The 20,039-nt window shown below is 57.3% G+C and carries 18 protein-coding genes; 10 read left to right on the top strand and 8 right to left on the bottom strand.

The genetic code is table 11. The annotated features are described in order from the left end of the window. Positions 1-53: 53 nt before the first annotated feature. The 4 genes from pdxR to ELY25_RS15240 all read left to right on the top strand — a co-directional run bounded on the left by pdxR (position 54) and on the right by ELY25_RS15240 (position 3,753). Positions 54-1,532: a MocR-like pyridoxine biosynthesis transcription factor PdxR gene (pdxR, locus tag ELY25_RS15225; RefSeq protein WP_126952117.1), complete on the top strand. Its 1,479-nt coding sequence runs from the start codon at positions 54-56 to the stop codon at positions 1,530-1,532. A gap of 19 nt (positions 1,533-1,551) precedes the next feature. Continuing rightward, positions 1,552-2,160: a DNA-3-methyladenine glycosylase I gene (locus ELY25_RS15230; protein ID WP_126952118.1), complete on the top strand. Its 609-nt coding sequence runs from the start codon at positions 1,552-1,554 to the stop codon at positions 2,158-2,160. Between the two features lie 179 nt (positions 2,161-2,339). Then, entirely contained in the window at positions 2,340-3,023 is a 684-nt protein-coding gene (pcsA, locus tag ELY25_RS15235) for a phosphatidylcholine synthase (protein ID WP_422822393.1), read from the top strand. 37 nt (positions 3,024-3,060) lie between these two features. Then, the gene (locus ELY25_RS15240) at positions 3,061-3,753 is read left to right on the top strand and encodes a uracil-DNA glycosylase family protein (protein WP_126952120.1); all 693 of its coding nucleotides are present in this window, start codon (positions 3,061-3,063) and stop codon (positions 3,751-3,753) included. Between the two features lie 20 nt (positions 3,754-3,773). On the opposite strand, the gene ELY25_RS15245 is transcribed toward ELY25_RS15240, so the two are convergent. Then, positions 3,774-5,210 (bottom strand): aminotransferase-like domain-containing protein, encoded by a 1,437-nt coding sequence (locus tag ELY25_RS15245; protein WP_126952121.1) that lies wholly within the window; start codon positions 5,208-5,210, stop codon positions 3,774-3,776. A gap of 156 nt (positions 5,211-5,366) precedes the next feature. Here ELY25_RS15245 and ELY25_RS15250 point away from each other — a divergent pair, with 156 nt between their 5' ends. Together ELY25_RS15250 and ELY25_RS15255 are read left to right on the top strand one after the other, a co-directional pair. Further along, positions 5,367-5,552, top strand: a complete 186-nt coding sequence (locus ELY25_RS15250; protein WP_126952122.1) for a YjiS-like domain-containing protein — start codon at positions 5,367-5,369, stop codon at positions 5,550-5,552. Between the two features lie 10 nt (positions 5,553-5,562). Then, positions 5,563-6,435: a PhzF family phenazine biosynthesis protein gene (locus ELY25_RS15255; RefSeq protein WP_126952123.1), complete on the top strand. Its 873-nt coding sequence runs from the start codon at positions 5,563-5,565 to the stop codon at positions 6,433-6,435. 69 nt (positions 6,436-6,504) lie between these two features. Here ELY25_RS15255 and ELY25_RS15260 read toward each other — a convergent pair whose 3' ends face one another. The 4 genes from ELY25_RS15260 to ELY25_RS15275 all read right to left on the bottom strand — a co-directional run bounded on the left by ELY25_RS15260 (position 6,505) and on the right by ELY25_RS15275 (position 9,310). Further along, a complete protein-coding gene (locus ELY25_RS15260; protein WP_126952124.1) occupies positions 6,505-6,903 on the bottom strand; it encodes an Hsp20/alpha crystallin family protein in 399 nt (132 codons plus the stop codon). Positions 6,904-6,939: 36 nt separating this feature from the next. Continuing rightward, positions 6,940-7,401, bottom strand: a complete 462-nt coding sequence (locus tag ELY25_RS15265) for an Hsp20/alpha crystallin family protein (RefSeq protein ID WP_126952125.1) — start codon at positions 7,399-7,401, stop codon at positions 6,940-6,942. A 473-nt stretch (positions 7,402-7,874) separates the two neighbouring features. Continuing rightward, positions 7,875-8,177: a heme-degrading protein HmuQ gene (gene hmuQ / locus ELY25_RS15270; RefSeq protein WP_126952126.1), complete on the bottom strand. Its 303-nt coding sequence runs from the start codon at positions 8,175-8,177 to the stop codon at positions 7,875-7,877. A gap of 365 nt (positions 8,178-8,542) precedes the next feature. After that, positions 8,543-9,310, bottom strand: a complete 768-nt coding sequence (locus tag ELY25_RS15275; RefSeq protein ID WP_126952127.1) for a MipA/OmpV family protein — start codon at positions 9,308-9,310, stop codon at positions 8,543-8,545. A 169-nt stretch (positions 9,311-9,479) separates the two neighbouring features. Here ELY25_RS15275 and ELY25_RS15280 point away from each other — a divergent pair, with 169 nt between their 5' ends. From ELY25_RS15280 to ELY25_RS15295, 4 genes are read left to right on the top strand one after another with little or no spacing between them, the layout of a single operon-like run. Further along, on the top strand, positions 9,480-10,121 hold the full coding sequence (locus ELY25_RS15280) for a TetR/AcrR family transcriptional regulator (protein ID WP_126952128.1): 642 nt from the start codon (positions 9,480-9,482) through the stop codon (positions 10,119-10,121). Positions 10,122-10,125: 4 nt separating this feature from the next. After that, positions 10,126-11,580: an efflux transporter outer membrane subunit gene (locus ELY25_RS15285; RefSeq protein ID WP_126952129.1), complete on the top strand. Its 1,455-nt coding sequence runs from the start codon at positions 10,126-10,128 to the stop codon at positions 11,578-11,580. After that, positions 11,577-12,755: an efflux RND transporter periplasmic adaptor subunit gene (locus tag ELY25_RS15290; RefSeq protein WP_126952130.1), complete on the top strand. Its 1,179-nt coding sequence runs from the start codon at positions 11,577-11,579 to the stop codon at positions 12,753-12,755. Before ELY25_RS15285 ends, ELY25_RS15290 begins: the two co-directional genes overlap by 4 nt. Beyond that, a complete protein-coding gene (locus ELY25_RS15295; RefSeq protein ID WP_126952131.1) occupies positions 12,752-15,988 on the top strand; it encodes an efflux RND transporter permease subunit in 3,237 nt (1,078 codons plus the stop codon). The genes ELY25_RS15290 and ELY25_RS15295 overlap by 4 nt, the downstream gene beginning before the upstream one ends. Before the next feature lie 54 nt (positions 15,989-16,042). Here the strand turns inward: ELY25_RS15295 and ELY25_RS15300 are convergent, their stop codons facing one another. The 3 genes from ELY25_RS15300 to ELY25_RS15310 form a co-directional block, all read right to left on the bottom strand. Continuing rightward, entirely contained in the window at positions 16,043-17,317 is a 1,275-nt protein-coding gene (locus ELY25_RS15300; RefSeq protein ID WP_126952132.1) for a cation:proton antiporter, read from the bottom strand. Positions 17,318-17,540: 223 nt separating this feature from the next. Continuing rightward, positions 17,541-18,425, bottom strand: coding sequence for a carbon-nitrogen hydrolase family protein (locus ELY25_RS15305; RefSeq protein WP_126952133.1), 885 nt, complete (start codon positions 18,423-18,425; stop codon positions 17,541-17,543). 10 nt (positions 18,426-18,435) lie between these two features. Next, positions 18,436-19,812 carry an APC family permease gene (locus tag ELY25_RS15310; protein ID WP_126952134.1) on the bottom strand — a complete coding sequence of 459 codons (1,377 nt, stop codon included), beginning with the start codon at positions 19,810-19,812 and terminating at the stop codon, positions 18,436-18,438. Positions 19,813-20,039: the final 227 nt, after the last annotated feature.

Below are 20,039 nucleotides of genomic sequence, written 5' to 3' on the forward strand. Positions count from 1 at the left end.
TCGTTATAGTGGCCCTTATAGAAGAACCACTTTGCTCAATAGCGAGGGAACCAGTGAAGGAGCGAACGCCGTCTAGTGAATGGCTCATTGATGCCTTGGCGCTGCGTGTAGATGCCGAAGGAGCAACCTCTCTGGTACACCAGCTTTACAGCACGCTGCGCCGCTGGATTCAGCATGGCAAGCTGGCCGCCGGAAGCGATTTACCTTCCTCACGGCACCTGGCTCGCGGCCTGGGTATCAGCCGGAATACCGTGCTGTCGGCGATGGATCGCCTGTTAGCCGAGGGCTTGGTTGTCTCCCGGCGGGGCGCAGGGATGTACGTGGCCAATCTGCCTACCCTAGCGGCTCCTCCCAAGCCGCTTTCTGAAGCGGCGTTTAGCTATTCAGCCCGCGGGCAGGCGCTGATTGATCGTTGCGGTACATTAAGCCAGCACTACCAAGCTTTTGCGCCAGGTGTACCGGGGCTTGACCTGTTTCCCCACGCTCAGTGGCAGCGCCTTTTAAGGCGCCACTATCGCCAGGCCGATACCGCGTGGCTTTCGTATCAAACCCATGGCGGTTTGCCCGCGCTTAAAGAGGCATTGTGCGATTACCTGACGCTTTCCCGCGCGGTGCGCTGTCTTCCTGAGCAGATTGTAATCACCCAAGGTGCGCAGCAGGCATTCGAGCTGGTGGCCCAACTGCTGGCCGATAGCGGCGACACAGTATGGATGGAAGAACCTGGCTACGGCGGCGCACAGACCTGCTTTTTAGCAGCGGGCCTGAATATCGTTCCGGTTCCAGTTGATGAAGAAGGTCTTAATCCATCACTTTGCCCGACCAATACGCCTGCGCCACGTTTGATCTACGTAACGCCTTCCCACCAATACCCGAGTGGCGTCACCATGCCGGTCCCTCGGCGTTTGGCGTTACTGGAGCATGCGGCAAGGCACGGCGCCTGGGTAATTGAAGATGACTACGACAGCGAGTTTCGCTACGACACGCCACCCACGCCGTCGCTTCAGGGCTTATCGGAGCAGGCATCCGTCATCTATATCGGCACGTTCAGCAAGGTGCTTTACCCGGGGCTGAGGCTGGGTTATATCGTCCTGCCCGAGGCGCTCGCGAATACCTTCCGACTGGCCCACGCCCGCCTGCACCGCGAAGGCAACTATCCCATTCAGTCGGCGCTTGCTGAGTTTATTGCCAAGGGTGATTTTTCACGCCATATCGCCCGTATGCGCATGTGCTATCGCCAGCGCCAAGCCTGCCTGCGTAGTGCGTTGGCTCCCGCTATCGAGGCCGGGTTAAAGCTCTCTTCAGGCCATGCTGGCATGCACTTGGTTGCTGAGCTTGAGAGTGTGAGCCAGGAAGCACAGCTGGTTGAACTGGCCCAGCAGGCAAATATTACCCTCTCCCCACTATCCCGCTACTATCTGGGACAACCCCAGCGTGCGGGCCTTGTACTTGGCTATGCGGGCGCCACAGAAGCTGAACTACTACGCGCGGGCCGCTGGCTAAGCCAGGCATGGCTAAGCCTGCCACCTACTTGAATAAAACAAGGGAACCACTATGGCGAACGAATTTATCGCTCCCGATGGACACGCCCGTTGCTATTGGTGCGGCGGTGCGCCGGAGTTTCTGCCTTACCACGACAACGAGTGGGGCTTTCCCGTTGATAACGATCAGCGCCTGTTTGAAAAGCTCTGCCTGGAGAGTTTTCAGTCGGGCTTAAGCTGGCGGACAATTCTCAATAAGCGTGAGAACTTTCGCGCGGCCTTTCATCATTTCGATTTTCATCAGGTCGCGCGTTTTGATGAGCGTGATGTGCAGCGTCTGCTGCAAGACGCGGGCATTATCCGCCATCGCGGAAAAATCGAAGCGGCGATCAACAATGCACAGCGAGCGCAGGAATTAGTCGAACAGGAAGGTTCTCTGGCAGCCTTTTTCTGGCGCTTCGAGCCCGCGCCTGATGCGTTAAAAGAACCGCAAACCCAGACCGTCTCGCCTGAATCCATCGCCCTCTCCAAAGCGTTGAAGAAACGCGGCTGGAAGTTTATTGGCCCCACCACGGCCTTTGCATTGATGCAGGCGATGGGGCTACTTAATGACCACTCGCTTACCTGCGTAACACGTAAACGCGCAGAGCAGGCGCGGAAAAAGTTCAAGCGCCCGATATAAAAAACATTAGAGTCAGCTATTAACGGCAAACCTGCCAGCGCATTTTCTGGAAGCATTCGCGTAGTAGTGTATCGTTCTTTAAAGGCTTACCGATAAATTCAAAGGACAGGGGACAATGCGTTCCCTATGGGGTGAATGTGGCTCAACCGATTTCTTCGCACACGGAATCCCGCGCTTCAATATGCAAGGCATGGAGCGTGCATATATTGACGGCCAGCGGGGTGCTGCTGGGCACTATGGCGCTGCTCGCCCTGATCGACAACAATCCGGTGGCCTGCTTGCTCTGGCTGGGAGCGGCGATGATGGTTGATGGTTTCGATGGTACCCTGGCACGCAAGTATGAAGTGAAAGCTGTACTACCCAATTTCGATGGTTCAACGCTGGATATGGTCATCGATTATCTTACTTGGGCATTTATTCCCGCCCTTTTCATCTACTACTTCATCGAATTACCGCCCAATTTTGCACTGCTGGCGGTGTTCATTATCCTGCTGTCTTCCATGTTCTGCTTCTGCAACACCAATATGAAAAGCCAGGACAATTATTTTGTGGGCTTTCCAGCCGCCTGGAACATCGCCGCCGCCTATTTCTATATTCTCGACCTACCGCCTTACATCACGCTGGCCACTATTATCTTTTTGGCTATCCTCACCGTGACACGCATGAAGTTTCTTCACCCATTCCGGGTACGCTTTTTCATGCCGCTCAATATCGCCGTCACACTGGTGTGGTGTGCTTGCGCGACGTCACTAATACTCTCAAGCCCCGAGCACACAGCCTGGGCGCTATGGGGATGGGGGCTCGCATCGGTTTATTTTATCGGTATGTGCCTGTGGCGGACGGCCCAGGAGTGGTTCGATTGAACCAGGCGCCCGGTGGTTGCAACAAGGAGGATGCAGGATGTCACTGACCCCACGTCAGCAGAAGAAATTCAAAACCCTGGCAGCAGAGATCGAGGGGATCGATGTTGAAGTCTACGAACGCTTCGAACGCGACCCGCTAGAACCCATTATCGGCCTTGGCAAGCCGAACCTGCGCATCGGCTTTTTCGGCCGCGACCCAGGCCGTGACGAGGTACGCCATGGCGAACCCTTTATTGGTGCCGGTGGGCAGTTAGTCAGAAAGGCGCTTTACGAGCAGCTCTATGGCGAGTCGATGCCGGATTTTGAGGCATCAAAAGCGGTGGGCGAGCACTTTTTCTGGATCAACACCGTGCCCTATAAGCCCGTGGGTAACAAGGCATGGTCGATGAAGGTCAAGCGTCACTTTCATAACCTGATGAACGAGGTACTGATTTCGCGCTGGAAGGGGCGAACCCTGATCACACTGGGGCGCGAAGCCTTTCTGTGGTTCGGTATTGGTCGCTCCAAAGAGGAACGTGCACGTCTGGAAGCCTTCTGGAAACGTGATGATCGCTTTGAAAGCAGTATCGAGGTGACGCTGGAGGACGACCAAGGCGAAACGCAAACCTTTACGCTCTACCCGCTGCCCCATCCTTCTCCGCTCAATCAGACTTGGTATACCCGTTTTCCGGGGCTATTGAAGCAGCGTCTGGAACAGCTGGAGGTGCGTCAGGACAACCTTACTTTGTGAGGATGGAAGCCGCTTTCATCTTAATATGCCGCATGCTGGTTGGCCTCTTCCACCATCTTCATGGCAAGCTCGCCCACGCTGCGTACGGCGTCCTCCATGGCGGGTGTTAACGTAAACGCGTAGTTCAAGCGCAGGCATTGGCGAAACTTGCCCGATGCGGAAAACAGCGAGCCAGGGGCCACGTGGAGTTTCTTCTGCGCCAGCCGTTCATTGAGGCGCACGCAGTCCACTGCCGCTGGTAACTCCACCCATAGCAAAAAACTTCCCTGTGGGTAGCTAATGCCCGAACCTTCAGGGAAGTAGCGCTGAACCCAGCTGATCATGATATCCCGCTGGCGCTGATACTGGCGGTTGGCGTAGCGAAGATGGCGCTCGTAGTACCCTTTGGCCACAAACTCCGCCACCGCCAGCTGCGGCAGCGTGGCTGACGCACCGGTGGAGACGTATTTCATGTGCAGCGCTTGATCACGATAGCGCCCCGGCGCCAGCCACCCTACCCGCAAGCCTGGCCCCACCGTTTTGGAAAAGCCGCTGCACAGCAGTACGCGCCCGTCGTCATCAAAAGATTTAATCGTGCACGGCCTAGGCTGAGTGAAGGCTAGATCGCCGTAGATATCATCTTCAATAATCGCGACATCAAAGCGCTGGGCAAGCTGAAACAGCGCCCGCTTACGCGCCTCAGGCATCGTATACCCCAAAGGGTTGTTGAAAGTAGGCGTCACCTGTATCGCGCGAATGGGCCACTGCTCCAGCGCCAGCTCCAATGCTTCCAGGCTGATACCCGTTTGCGGGTCGGTGGGTATTTCCAGGGCTTTTAGGCCATTGGCCTTTAATATCTGCATGGTGCCGTAGAAGCTGGGTGAGTCCACCGCCACCACATCGCCGGGCTGGGTGAGCGTGCGCAGCGAGATGGCAAGCGCTTCCTGACAGCCCGTTGTGATCAGGATGTCATCGGGGTGAAGCAGACAGTTTGAGGCCACGGCAAGCTTGGCCACCTGCTGACGAAGCTCGGGGCTGCCGTTCAGTTTATCGTAATTGAAGCCGTTGAAATCACTGCTGCGATGCAGGCCCGCGAGAATTTTTGACAGTGGTTTTAGCGTTTCATAATCAAGATTCGGCACGCCGCGACCCAACAAGAGCCGGCTATCGTCACGCTGTGTGGCGATAAGCTCCAGCACCTGATCCCACTGGGAAATATCCAACGGCCGCTGGGCGGGGCGAGATACTGACGGAAGTACAGTCGGCACCCGGCTTGGCAGTACGAAATAGCCGGACTTGGGCCGAGACTCAATGAGCGCTGCATCCATGAGCTGACGGTAAGCCTCTTGCGCTGTCGAGATGCTGACCTCCATCTCCTTGCAAACAGCACGAATGGAAGGAAGGCGGTCGTCCACGCGGTAAATGCCGCGTTCGATACGTTCGCGCAATACAGTCGCGACTTTTTCATAGCGTGTCATAGCCTATCCCCTTCCAAAGCAATACAGACACCTCTTAAAGGCGCCATACAGAGATATAAGATACGCTATCTGTATTGTTAAAATACAGAATTCTATATCTGTATTACCAATAGCCGATTGCGTAACCTGAAGTGGCAAACCACTGGAGGATTTGCCATGCCGCGTTTTAGCCTTATTCAGCTTCGCTATCAGCTACGTTCTCAAATACGCGCCTACCGCGAGCGTCGCCGCAGCCGCCGCCAATTGCTGACACTTGATGACCGGTTGCTAAGAGATATTGGTATTACCCGTGCTCAAGCGCAAAAGGAGGGCCGTAAATCCTTTTGGAAACACACAACTTGAAGAGACCCATATGAAAATCGCTGAATATTACCTGCTCGACGTCTTTACCGACCAACCTTTCTCAGGCAATCAGCTGGCAGTCTTTGTAAATGCCGGCGGGCTGTCAACGGAGACCATGCAGGCGGTCGCCAATGAGCTTAATCTGGCTGAAACGGTATTTTTAGGTGCTGCAACAGGTTCAAACCACTACCCAATGCGGATTTTCACGCCCACCCAAGAGCTGCCGTTTGCCGGCCACCCCACGGTCGGCACCGCGCAGCTTCTCGCCGAACTTGGCCTAGTAAAGCGTGAGCAAACGCTAGTGCTCCACCCGCCCGTGGGCGAGCTTTCCATTCGCTACTCGGGTGAGAAAGCCGCGTTTACGACCGCAAGGCCCACCAGCATTACGCCAAGCACGCTGGACCAGGAAACGGCAGCGTCGTTACTCGGCTTGCAATCCCATCAGGTCATCGGCACGCCGGTTATTTCATCCTGCGGGCTGGCATTTCATCTTATTGAGCTGAGTGACCCGGCGGCCCTGAAAAATATACACATTTCAGCAGCCGTATGGGCCAGCGCCATTGCTTCGAGCGGCACTGAACAGATATATCTCTATGTAACAGAGACGTCTGAAAGCTCAGCAACAACGCTTCGTAGCCGTATGTTTTCCAGGGAACATGGCCTTTGCGAAGATCCCGCCACCGGGAGTGCCGCGGCGGCGTTAACCGGGTACTTGGCCTCGACCCAAACAAGCCCCTTACGCTTGCAAATCCATCAAGGAGTAGACATGGGGCGTCCCAGTGTTATTTTTACCGCGGCTAATGGCGACCTCAAGCCCGGTTTTGTTCACGTTGGCGGTAACGCAGTGGTGGTAGGTAAGGGCGAGTTTTACGTAGAACGGTAGCTAATAAGCGTACAAAAAAGAGTGCCCACGGTATCGCAGGCACTCTGCTGTTTACTCAGTCGCTTGCCCTTATGCCGCCTGGACTTCAATACGCCGCGTGCGATGGCTATCCTTCTTAGGCAGCGTTAGCGTCAGCACACCATTGACGATAGTGGCGGTAATAGCATCACTGTCCACTTCGTGGCTAAGGCGAAAACGCCGCGCGAAACGCTGGCCCCGTACCTCAGCATGGAGTGCACTTAGTCCTTTGGCTATATCCAACGCTATCTCTCCCTCCAGACTCAGTACGTTATTGTCGAGCTCTACTTTAAGCGTTTCATGAGTAACGCCGGGCATATCAGCCACCAGCTTGAGCGCATTGGACTCCTCAATAATATCCACTGCTGGCAGCAGGGCTTCCTGTTCGCGCTTCTCATCGCCACGCTGTTGGAGCGAAGAACGGTTAGATGAAAGAACAACGTTATTCATGATTTATCCCTCCTTCTCAAGGTTAATAAACATGACTCACGCCGCCTGAACATCAATACGGCGCGGTTTGAGCTCCTCCCGTTTAGGCAGCACGATCTCGAACACGCCATGGGCATGGCGCGCCTCTGCACGCTCGGCATCCAATCCATCTGGTAGGGCTATAGACCGTACGAACTCACCACTGGCGCGTTCGCGGCGAAACACCGGGCGCGAGCTTCCATCCTCATTGCTGCCCATTACGGGCTCGCGCTTGCCTCGCAAAGTGAGCACATTGTCTTGGACATCAATGGTCAGATCCGATGGTGCCAAACCCGCAGCAAATACGTATACCCGCACGGTATCGTCGCTACGCGCTATGTTGATCATTGGGAAACTGCCCCGAGGCACCGCGCGAATATCCATCACATTACCGTCGGAAAAGAAGCCGTCCAGCAACTGACGCAGCCAGTCAAACTGCTGGGGTGAGCCGGTTTCAAAACGCTTGAGATCATCGAACATATCGAACACCTCCTACGCTAGGCAGATTGTGAGAGGAGGCCGCTACGCCCGAGGTGCAGCGCCTCCGCAATTCTCGAAATAGGAGCATTCAACCGACTTTCAAGGGCTCGAATAGCAATTTTTTTGGCTTTTTTTAACTGCCTTTATCGGCAGAGGAATAGTGCGTCAAAGAGCAGTTTGAGCCGGGTATGTATGCTTGGTGCTAGCCCTTTTGAGGGTAAGGAAGCTAGGCACTAACAGTTGAACGGTTGGATGAGCAGCAATAGCCAATCCTGACCCAGGCTTTCAAAATATTGCTCAACGTAGGCAAGATATCTCGCTTTCTGACTACCTAGCGGCCTGGCACAAGCGCAGCGAGCTAGTCACACAGATGGCGGACTTTCATCAGCGTTTTAATCTTTTGGTGCGCCCAGCTGTTGGAACGCTATTTGCCACTGCTAACGATAGCCTCACGTTCAAAATAGCCGCTGTGGTTACAACACCACCTCATACCCTTCAAACTTGGGCGGGCCAAGGTAAATGCCTTCCGGCGACTTGGCGCCTGCATGGGCCTTACGGAACGCCTCTGACTGTGTCCAGGCACGAAAAGCCTCTTCAGACTCCCATACGCTATGAGAGATAAACACCGTGTGATCTTCCTGACTTGCGCCTTGGAGCATCTTGAACTGCTTAAAACCCGGCACTTCATTCAGATGCGAATCGCGGTTGCGCCACACCTCTAAGAAATCCTCTTCGCGTCCTGGGGCAATCCGAAAACGGTTCATCGCGATATACATCGTTACTCTCCTGTCAGTAAAAACCTTGCTGATTTATACGTTGGCATACTGCTGCTTACGCCAATAATACCTTGACGGTAACATTCTGGTTTTATGACGAATAGATTTACCAGCGAATAGTCCTCGTCCATCCGTAGAGTGAAGGCATTTATATAGCTCGTTTGGTTCAAACGCTGTCTACGTTTTCACGATCAAACGCCACCACGATTCCCTACAAGAAATACAGGCCGCCATCCAACTGATGCATTAAGACGGCGAACTGGTCGAGGTGTTGCTGGTGATGGTGCATGTGGCTTTTTGGTTATGCCAGCCGATGGAGCGGCGCAACAATTTGTTCAGTCAGTTTCGAAATAACCGCAGCGGTCTTAAAAGTGATAGTTGATAAACGCGCCCGTGCGCCACTGCATATCGCTGCCGAGATCGTCAACAATCGGGCTATCGCTGGCATCACCGGTAAGCTTTGATACGCCAACGACGCCGGTGACCGACCATTGCCGCGTCAAGTAGTAGCTCAACGAGGCATTGGCGCCTACCGAGAAAGCGCCATCGTCGGCCGCGTAAGCCGCAATGCCTGACCTTGCGCTCTCACCCGGCGAAACGCTGAACAGCGCATCGGTCCACTTGTCGCTGAAGTAGGTAAGTTCCGGCCCAAGCGTCATGACGGTACGTTCGTTAAAGCGCGTGACGTGATTGGCCTTTAAAGCGAGGCGGTAGCCATCGATATCGCCGGTGAAGGGCGTTTCGGCCGATCCGCTGTAGCGCCAGCGGCCACCCTGATAGCTGATACGCAGCCCGGCCGTGGCGCCACCATCGACTTCCTCCAGATTGCTGATGTCACCGGTATCATCGCGCCCGAAGGTGTAACCAATAAAGGGCGCCACCTGCAAACCGTCACGATTGACGATATTCCAGCCAATGCCGCTTCTCATGCTGACGAACAGCGTGTTGTCGTAGCTTGCTTCAAGGGCCGGAAAAGGCGTCCATTCGTAATCGTCGCTGCCCAGATAGTCTGGAGTGTAAACCGCACCGGCCCCCAGGGTTCCTTCCCACTGAGCCCCTAAAGCCGTTGCGCTGAGCGCAAAACTACCGATGGCTAACGTTAGCGACCAGCGCCCTTTGTGTACATTAATCATGTGCTTATCCCTGAAGCGGTTAGCGATCAACATGCGGCAGCGCCGGCAAAGAGGTTTACCCCTTGGCGCTATGCCATGGATGAGCGATCGAAGAAACGTTTAACGACCAAACGGTCGTTAAGGTATAGTAGCATTTTTTACCATCGCTTCCTGGGCGGTAATCATCCCCATGACAAAAACTCGTGAAGCAACCACCGCTTCGGCAAAACGTACGCGACTAACCGCACCTGTTCGCCGCCAGTACATATTGGACGCCGCTTTGGATGAATTCAGTATTTCAGGATTCGAAGGCGCCACGGTTGAGCGCATTGCACGTAAGGCAGGCATCACCAAAGCGGGGTTTTATGCGCATTTCACAAGCAAGGAAGCGCTGTTCGAGGCGCTGCTCGATACGATCATGCTACCCATCGCGATCGATGATGCCTGGGAGCTGAGCAGCGAAGGCACTCTGGAATCCGCCGTCGATAGCTTTCTGGACATACTTTATGGCGATAGCAAAACGACACGCAGGCTCACCATCATGCGGCTGTTGATCGTCGAAAGCGGTAGAAATCCTCTTAGAGTCCAGCAGTGGTATCAGCAGACCTATCGGCCTTATATCCAAAAACGCCAGCGCGCACTGGAAAGTTATCTACGCCAGTACACGTCGCACACAGCCCTTACGCCTGGGCAGATTGCCTTAGCGTTTTCACCGGCGGTGCTGGCCATGTTCTGGCAAATGATTATTGGAGGCGAAAGTGCCGCCTCCGAGATTGCAGCCATCAAGGCCAGCCACCGCGAAATAATGCTACGCCTTCTTTCAACGGACTGAATATATGCCGATACCCTTCAATGGATTTAGCAGATTCGTTTATCTTTCAAGCTTGGGGGTGTTGTTGACCGCCTGTGCGGCCACCCCTTCCCCTAAGCCCACTCCACTACCCGTGGAACTCCCAGGCGCTTTTTTGGCAGCAACCGGGCAACAGGTGTTCGCTGGTGATACGTGGTGGCAGGATTTCCAGGACGAAGAGCTAAACATTTTCGTTAGAAATGCCCTGGACTATAACCCGGGGCTTGCCCAGGCCATCGCCCAGGCGCGCATCGCCGAGGCGCAGTCACGCAGTGATCGCGCGGACCTCTTCCCCCAGGTCAGCGCCGGGTTGAACAGCTCGCGGCAGCAGCGCCAGGGCGCCCCGGCACCCGGGTCCGAGGGCGGCGGGCAAAGCATTTCCAATAGCCATAGCGCGTCGCTGGATGTCAGTTGGGAAATCGATTTATGGGGGCGGCTCTCGTCTTTATCCAACGCCGGGCAGGCGGATTTTCTCGCCGCCAGCGAGCAGCTCAGGGGCATGCATCAATCCCTGGCCGCGGATGTCGTGTCGCTTTATCTGGGCGTCGTGCAGGCAAGAGCCCAGGTGGATTTATCCGAGAGCACCGTCGAGGCACTTGGCGAGTTTGCCCGCCAAGTGGAAAACCGTGCCAACGCCGGCGTCGTCTCGCCCACCGATGTCACCCTGGCTTATGCCAACCTGGGCTCCGCCAAGGCGGGACTTGAGCAGCGCCGGGAAAACCTGGCCCGCGTGACGCGCCAACTGGAAACGCTGATGGGCGAGTACCCCGCAGGGCAATTGATCACGACCAGCGAACTGCCTGCCGTGCCGCCGCTTCCCTCGGCCGGGGTTCCCGCCGAGCTTTTGGCCCGCCGGCCCGATGTGCGCAGTGCCGAGTGGGCGCTCCAGGCAGCAGATTACCGACTAAGCGCCGCAGAGCGCTCCTTTCTTCCTTCCATTTCACTGACCGGCAGCACCGGCTCAACAGGCAGCGAACTGGCGGATCTGTTCAGCAGCGGCTCTTTTATCTGGACGATTGCGGGCAATATCGTGCAGCCCATTTTTCAGGGCGGACGTTTACGCGCCCAGGCGGATGCCGCTGAAGGCCAGCGTGATGAGGCGTTTTACGGCTACGTGGATGTCGCGCTAACGGCGCTTTCGGAAGTCGAGACGGCGTTGGAAGTGGACGCTCTGTTGGACCGGCGCGTTGTGGAAAGCAATGAAGCGGCTGACTACGCCGAAGAAGCGGTTCGCGTCTCGTTCAACCGCTACATGCAGGGCATCGAGCCCTTCCTGAATGTGCTGGAGAGTTACCAGCGCGCGCTGGATAGCCGCAGCGCCACTATCACGGCCCAGTACGATCGTCTGGAAAACCGCATCGACTTGCATCTTGCCCTGGGAGGCGGCTTTGATGCCGTCTCTGCGTTTGATCCGTCCTCAACAGGAACTTCTGCGTTATGAACATCAAACACATCGCTTTTAGCCTTGCGCTTTTACTGCTGCTGAGCGCCTGTAGTGGTGGAGAAAGTAATGGAGAAGATAACGCTGAGACGCAGGTTCCGGAAGAACCCGCGGTCAGCGTCAGCGTTGTACCTGCCGCGGTGACCGCCTTGCAGGGATGGCAATACAGCCAGGGCACTGCCCGCTCGCTGCGCCGGGAGTACCTGACCTTTACCGAACAGGGCAAGGTCACCTTTGTGGACCAGGACTTGCGTGTAGGCATGCCGGTTGCCGAGGGCCAACTGATTGCGCACCAGGCCCCTGGGCGTTTGGAAGCGGAGCTGGCCTCCGCCCGTGCGTCGTTAAACGAGGCCGAGGCTAGCCTGTCGTTGGCGCGGGTCACCCAAAATCGCTACGAGACGCTGGTCAACCAGCGCTCGGCGTCTGCCCAGGAGCTGGACGAGGCGCGCGTGGAGGTCGAGCAGGCGCTGGCCACGCGTGACAACGCCCGTGCCCAGATCGCCCAGGCCGAGGTCATGCTTGAGGAGTCACGGCTGGTATCGCCCATCGATGGCGTACTGGCGCGGCTCAACATCGAACAGGGCCGCTACTTCATGCCCAGCACCGTGGACACCTCTTCCGAGCAGGGCGCGCTTCAGACAGTACCTGCGCTGGTGATCGATCCCTCACACTTCGAGGTGCGTCTTGATCTGCCGTCATATAATTTCGACCGCGTCGAAGTAGGCGCGCGCGCCATTATCGGTGGGCGCCCGCCACAGCACGCGGACAGCCTCGACCCCGAGATGCTCGGTGAGAGCGAAATAGGTGAAATACACGCGATCAGCCCGTCGGTCGATCCGCAGTCGCGCACTTTCGAGATCATTATTCGCACCACCAGCGACAACCCGCGCTTGCAGGATGGCGCCTTCGTGGCCGTCTGGATGGCCGAGCCTGAAAAAAAGCAGGCGCTGAGCGTTCCGTTCAACGCCCTGCGGTTTTTGAATGATCAGGCCTTCGTGTTCGTGTTTGATGAGGAGAGCGGCCGAGTGGAGGAGCGCAGCGTCCAGCTTGGCCAACAGGCTGGCGAGCGCCGCGAAGTGCTGGAGGGGCTATCCCCCGGTGAGCAGGTGGTGACCGAAGGGCGCACCCGGCTGAACGATGGTGATCGCGTGACGCTTATCGAGGGTCAACCATGAGTTCGGATACAACTATCCAGGAGACACCGCAGGCGCCGCGCGAAACCGACGAGGTACGCAACGCTCATCAGTTGATGCGCTTTTTCTTTCTCAAGCCAATCTTCGGTATTCTGCTGACGGTCACGATGGTGCTGGGCGGGCTGTTCGCCTACTCGGCGCTGGTCAAGGAGGCGCTGCCCGCGCTGAATATCCCCCAGGCAAGCATCACCACGGTGTGGTCCGGGGCGGATCCGCGCTCCATCGAAGAGCAGGTCACCGATCTGATCGAGGACGAGATCACCACGCTTAGCGGTGTTAACACGGTCAACAGCGCTTCCTTCGATTCGCTGTCGGTGATTTCCGTCGAGTTCGACGCATCGACCGATACCGTGGATGCCATGACACGGCTGCGCGCCGCCGTGGCCGATGCAGAGTCCGGTTTTCCTTCCGAGGTCGAAAGCCCCAGCATCAACCAGAGCTCGGTGGACGACCGCCCGATCCTGACCTTGGCGCTGCACGGGAGCGCCGGTTCCGCCACGCTTAACCAGACCGCACGCCAAATTCGCGATGCCTTGGAACGTGTGCAGGGCATCAACGAGGTCAACATCGGCGGCGAGCGCGAGGAAATCGTACAGATCCTGATCAACCCGGAGCGACTGCTGGCGCTAGGGCTATCGCCTACCGCCATCCGCAACGCCGTGCAGCAGGCCAATATTGAACAGCCCTTTGGTGAAGTGCGCAGTCAGAACATGGGCGCAGTGGTACGCCTGGAAGGACGCTTTTCGGATATCGATGACCTGCGCGCGCTGCCCGTATCCAGGCTTGAGAACAGCCAGAGCTCCCGCGCACTGACCCTGGGCGAGGTCGCGACCGTCAAGCGCATGCAGGAAACCGAACAGTCGCGGGCGTTTTTCAGCGAGCGCGGCGGCGATTTTGATGCATCGCTCGAGATGTCGATTACCAAAACCCCGGGGGCCGATACCGTGCAGGTGGTCGAGCGCATTCGCGCAACACTCGCCGACCTGGAAGCCGCCAACACCTGGCCGGCCCAAGTGCACTACTCCGTCTTGCAGGACGACGCCGTACAGATCTGGGATTCGCTGACGGAAGTCTTTGTCAGCGCCCTGCAGACCATGCTGGTGGTATTTGTCATCCTGTTCATCACCATTTCCTGGCGTGAGGCGATCGTCTCCGGCCTGGCTGTCCCGATTACCTTTGCCGGCGTGCTGCTGGCTATCTGGGCGTTTGGCTATTCGCTCAACGAACTGGTGATCATCGGCATGGTGATCGCGCTGGTGATGATCATCGATGTCTTCATCATCCTGATGGAGGGGCTGCACGACGAAATCTACCGCAATGGACGCACCTTCGGCCAAGCCGTGCTGATCACCGTCAAACGGTACGCGGTTCCCATTTTTGCAGCCCAGGTGACCACGATTCTGGCCATGGCGCCGCTGATGTCGATTGGCGGTACCATGGGCGCCTTTATCCGCGTACTGCCCACCACGATCATCATCTGCCTGGTGCTCTCCTTTGTCGTGGCAATGCTCTGTGCAGTGCCGCTTTCGCGGGTGCTTCTGGGCAAGCAGCGCCGCGCAGAAGGTGAGGAAAAACCGGGAATGGCGGATCGCGTGACCCAGCGCGCCGTTAACGGGGTGGAACGCTTTAACGGCCGCTATATCGTGGCCGGCCGCGGCCGTGCCTGGCTATGGGTGCTGGGCGCCGTCGCGCTGTTCGTGATTTCCCTGTTTGCGTTTACCCAAACGCGCCTCGAACTCTTCCCGCCGGCGGACGGTGAGCGGCTGGGCATCAATATCGAGCTTCCGCCTACCGCGCCGCTGGAGACCTCCCAGGTCGTGGCTGATCAGATCGGCGAGATACTGCGCAATAAGCCCTACTTCGAGAGCATCATCAAGCTGGTGGGGCTCAAGAGCCCGTTCGCTGGCGGAGGCGGCGCCGCTTCGCTACAGCCCAGTGATGCCGAGAACTTCATTGGCTTCTCGGCGATGTTCAAGGCCCGCGATGCACGCGATGAGGACTCCTACGTGCTGGCGGAGTCGCTGCGCGCCGAGCTTTCCGACTTTCTCACCCGTAACGTCGCCGGCGCTGAGCTTCTGGTCGTGCCGGAAAGCAGCGGCCCCTCACCGGGGGATCCCATCGAGATCCAGCTGCTTGGCGGCAGCATGGATACCTTGAAAGAGCTTTCGATGCAGGTGCAGCAGGTGCTCAGCTCTACCCCGAACGTGGTGGACGTGCGCGATAACCTGGGCGCACCGCAGCCCCAACTGGCGCTGCGCCCTGATCGCGATGCCCTGAGCTTTTTCGGCATCACCCACGAAGAGCTTGCCGCCCAGGTACGCATCGCCTACAGCTCCGATATCATCGGCACCTTCGCCACCTCCGGTGAAACCGACGATATCGACATCCGCTTAGGCATGGAGTGGCCGAGCCAGCCAGGTGAAGCGGGCGGGCCGAGCAATGTCGAGGAGTTCTCGCGAGTGCGCGCCTATCTGCCGGACGGCGGTTCTATCGCTATGTTCCAGCTGCTGAGCCCCATGCAGTCGGAAGGCGCGATTGCGATTTCCCACGTCGATGGCGAGCGCGCGCTGACCGTTTTGGCCAAGAACCAGGGCCGTACCGTGACCGAAATCATGAACGACGTTGCGCCGCGCCTTGAGGAGTTACAGCGCGACTGGCCCGCGGGATATCGCATCGCGGTGGGCGGCGAATCCGCCGAGACCGCCGACACCGTCGGCTCGATCGGTATCGCCATGCTGGTGGCCATCGTGCTGGTGGTGGGCGTGCTGGTGATCGTGTTCAGCAGCTTCCGCCAGGCGCTGATCATCTTTGCCACCATGCCGCTGGCGATTATTGGTACCGCGCTGGGTTTCTGGGCGTTCGGCATCTCGTTTTCGTTTTTTGCCATGATCGGGCTGGTATCGCTGATCGGTATTGCGATCAACAACGGCATCATCATGGTCGATACCATGAACGGCTTTCTCAGGGAGGGCATGAGCGTAGCCGAGGCCGCTTCCGCAGGCGCCGCCCGACGGTTGCGCCCGCTTTTAACCACCGCAGTGACCACCATCATCGGGCTTATTCCGCTGGCCATAAGCAGCGCTACCTATCGACCGCTCACGCTGGTGATCATCTTCGGACTGATCTCGGCCACGCTGCTCGCCCTGCTGGTAGTGCCCGCGCTCTATTATCTGCTCACACCGGCCAATGCCAACGAGCCCGAGATGCTGGATTAAGCCACTCACTTCATGATCGGCAGGCAGGCCGTCAGCGAACGGTCTGCCTGAGGTTCATGAGCGCGCCGACGGTTTACTGCTCAAGCGAATGACTTTCCCCATGGTCAGGCCCTGAACCATGATCGAAAAGACCACCACGCAGTAGGTGAGCGTGAGCACCAGGTTTCTGAGCTCGCCTTCGGGCAGCGACAGCGCCATGGCTACCGAGATGCCGCCGCGCAGCCCGCCCCAGGTGAGAATCCGGATCGCGCCTGGGGATTGGCTGGTCATTCGGCCAAGCGGGCCCATGATGATGGATACGCAAAACCCGCGCGCCGCTAGCACGATGGGGATCGCCAAAGCGCCCGCTACCAGCCAGGCGCGTTCGATGGGCAGGATAAGAAGCTCCAGGCCGATCAGGAAAAAGAGCACCACGTTGAGAATCTCGTCGATCAGCTCCCAGAAGGTATCGACGTTTTCGCGTGTCTTTTCCGACATGGCGAACAGGCGCCCATGATTGCCAACGAAAAGCCCCGCGATGACCACAGCGATGGGCGCGGACAGATGCAGGCCATCCGCCAGGGCGTAAAGCCCCATGGCCAGCGCCAGGGTAAGCAGCACCTCTACTTGATAGTTATCCACGCGCTTGAGCATCTGATAGGTCACGTACCCCACGACCGAGGCCAGCAAGAGCGCCCCGCCCACCTCCTTGAGCAGCAGCATGCCGATCGCCGCCGCATCAATAGGAGATGACATGTGTGAGCCTTCGGCTGCCACATCTAGTCCCGAAAGCTGCAAAAGCACCAGAAATACCACCACGCCCAGGCCGTCGTTGAACAGCGACTCCCCGGATATCTGGCTTTCGAGCTGCTGGGAAACACCCACGGATTTCATGATGGCGACCACCGCGATGGGGTCGGTCGGTGAGATCAAGGCGCCAAACAGCAGAGCGTGCAGGAAGGGAATGCCGAGCCCCATCCAGTCAAGCAGCAACCAGGTCAGTGTGCCCACGATGAAGGTGGACATCAGGGTACCCACCACGGCCAGCAGCGCAATGGGCAGCCACTCGCGGCTCAGATTGTCGAACTTGACATGGATGGCGGCGGCAAACAGCAGAAAGGCCAGCATACCGTGCAGCACCACTTGGTCGAAGTCGATACGCGCCACCAACGCCGTTGCCTCGTCACGCAGCCCTTCGTGGTAGGGGCTGATCAGAATCAGAGCGAGGGAGGCGATCAGCGCCACCAGCATGACGCCGATGGTGGTCGGCAACTTGATATAGCGGTAGTTGAAGTAACTCGAGACGGCGGCGAGCGTGATCAGTATGCTCACCAGAGAAAAGACGCTCATCAGCGCTCCTGATTGAAAAAATAGAAATAAGGGCAGCAAGGCCATAGCGCCACCCACTTCAATGAGCAGCGGCCTCGCGCATTTCGAGTAGGTTAATGTGGCCCTAAAATGCAAAACCCGCCACCACGGAAAGCGAAGGCTTCCAGGGGTGGCGGGCTAGCCCCGTTGCAGGCACGCCACGTCAATTGAGCGATGCTCTAAGCAACTCAGGAGAACTCAGCTGTTATCGATTCTTCCACTTACGCGGATCAATGCGGCCTTCGTACATGGGTAATTCGAGTACGGGATCATCATCACGATACTGAGACCACATGCGGTTCAACCCGGCGGTGCCGAAAGTGCGCACCCTTTCAACCTCCTCCAGGTTGAGCACGTCGGTGAGAATGCCTGAGGTGGCGCCGGGCATTTGCGCGCGAATCCGCCCTTCAGGATCGACAATCAGGCTCCGCCCTTCGCCCGAGGGCGTGGCAGCATTGACGCTCACCATATATACCTGATTGAAGATGGCGTTTGCCTGAACAAGAATCTGCTCCTGAGCGCGGTCGCAGGTGGTGGTAGCGACTTGATTGATGATCACGTCGGCCCCCATCCAGGCGAGCTGCCGCACCGTTTCGGGAAACCAGATGTCGTAGCAGATGGCAAGCCCAACCCGCCCTACCCCCGGCACCTCGAACACGTCAAAGCGGTCACCTGGGCGGTACGGCTCATAAGGCCTCCAGGGGAAGCACTTGCGGTAGGCCGCCACTCGCTCGCCTTCGGGCGAATACACCGGAGCGGTGTTGTAAAGATGCCCATCCTCCCCACGCTCGCATACCGTGCCGGGCAGTAGCCATATTCCCAGGTTGCGGGCGATACGCGACAGGCATTGGTGGCGCGGCCCATCGATATGCTCAGCCGCGGCTTCCAACTGCTCCTTTCGCTGTTCAGGTGTTCCCGAGGCGCTACAAAGATGCATTTCGGGATAGACCACCATTCGAGGCTGCTCAAAATCAGCGCCAAAGTCGCTCAAATGGACCGCCAGCTCAGCTTCGAATTCCAGAAGCTCGGAGTCGGCGCCGTACCGCCGTGAGATTTCCTGTACCATCAGCACAGGCAAGTATCGGGACATACTAAACTCCTTAACGCGTTTCTTGTGCCACCGAGTACGCTGGCTCAGGCTCTGACTCGTCAAAATCGACTTCCGGCGGTTCACGGCGGAAGAAGCGGGTCAGGTAGGTCAACTGGGCCAGACCGATGGCAAGCCAGATCAGGCCAAGGATAAAGGCGTTGATATCCAGCTTGCTCATTAGCCACAGGTTGACCGCGGCGCCAATCAGCGGAACCACCATCCCTTTGAGCACACCATACTGGCGTCTTGCCTCGGCGTCCTTGCTGACCAGAAAGATTACTGACAGGTTGACCATGATAAAGGCGATAAAAGCGCCAAAATTGATGAACGACGCAGCGGACAGCACATCAAGAAACAGGGCGATAATACCGATAGCGCCCGTTAGAACGATGCTAAATACCGGGGTATGGAAGCGTGAGTGCAGCGCGCCGAACAGTTTGGGTGGTAGTACCGCGTCACGCCCCATGGCAAACAGCAGCCGGGAAGCACTCGCTTGAGCCGCAAGGCCGGACGTGAACTGGGCAAGCACCATGCCCGCCAGGAAGATAGCCCCGAAGAGATCCGCCCCGATGGTTGTTGCAATCTCAAAGGCGGCGGAGTCGGAGTTTACGAAGCTGCTACCAGGATGTACTAACTGGGTTGTGTAACCCACCAGCACATAGATACCGCCACCGATCAGGGCAGTGAGCATGATGGCCCGGGGAATATTGCGCTTTGGCTCGATAGTCTCTTCGGTCAGCGTCGTCACGGCATCGAAGCCAAGGAAAGAGTAGGCCGCCACCGCGGCACCTGCGGCAATCGCCGTAAAACCCGCGTCTTCACCCAGAAATGGTCCAAGGCTGAAAAGTGCATCGGTGCCGCCGGTAGACACCACATGGCGAATCGACAGCAGTACAAAGAAAGCGATGACCAGTATCTGAAAGGTCATCAAAAGCGAGTTCACCTTGGACGCCAGCTTGATGCCGTAGATATTCAGGAAGGTAGTGATACCGATGAAGCCAAGCAGGAATATCCAGCTTGGCACCTCCGGAAAACGCGCATTCAGGTAGGCAGCGCCGATCAGCCAGATCACCATGGGCAGGAAGAAGTAATCCAGCAGCACGCTCCACCCCACCATGAAACCCACCCGCGAATCGATGGCCCTACGTGCATAGGTATAGGCAGAACCTGAAACCGGGTAGGTCCGCGCCATGATGCCGTAGCTGTATGCCGTGAACAGCATGGCCACGGTAGTAATAAGATAGGCAGTGGGTACCGCGCCATTACTGGTACTGGCGATTACGCCGAAGGTGCCCAGCACGATCAAGGGTGTCATGTAAGCGAGGCCAAACAGCACCACGGCTTTTAGGGATAAGGTTCTTTCCAGTCTTATATTGTTATCCGCCATCATCCATCTCCAGGAAACGTTAGAACCGGCACCGGGCAATTACCCTATCAGCACAAAACGACGAGCTGGTTTATCAAGCTTGTTATTGAGGCGGTACCAGCGAGAGTTTTCTTCTTTTAACGACCGGCTTGGCCTCGCCATTGCTGATATTGTTACTGTCCAGCTAGACTGAGACGCTTGGCAGCCAACCTGTTTAAAAGGTATTGGCCGCCCACCCGATCGTATAT

This window comes from Vreelandella populi (assembly GCF_003989825.1).
GTDB classification, from domain to species: domain Bacteria; phylum Pseudomonadota; class Gammaproteobacteria; order Pseudomonadales; family Halomonadaceae; genus Vreelandella; species Vreelandella populi.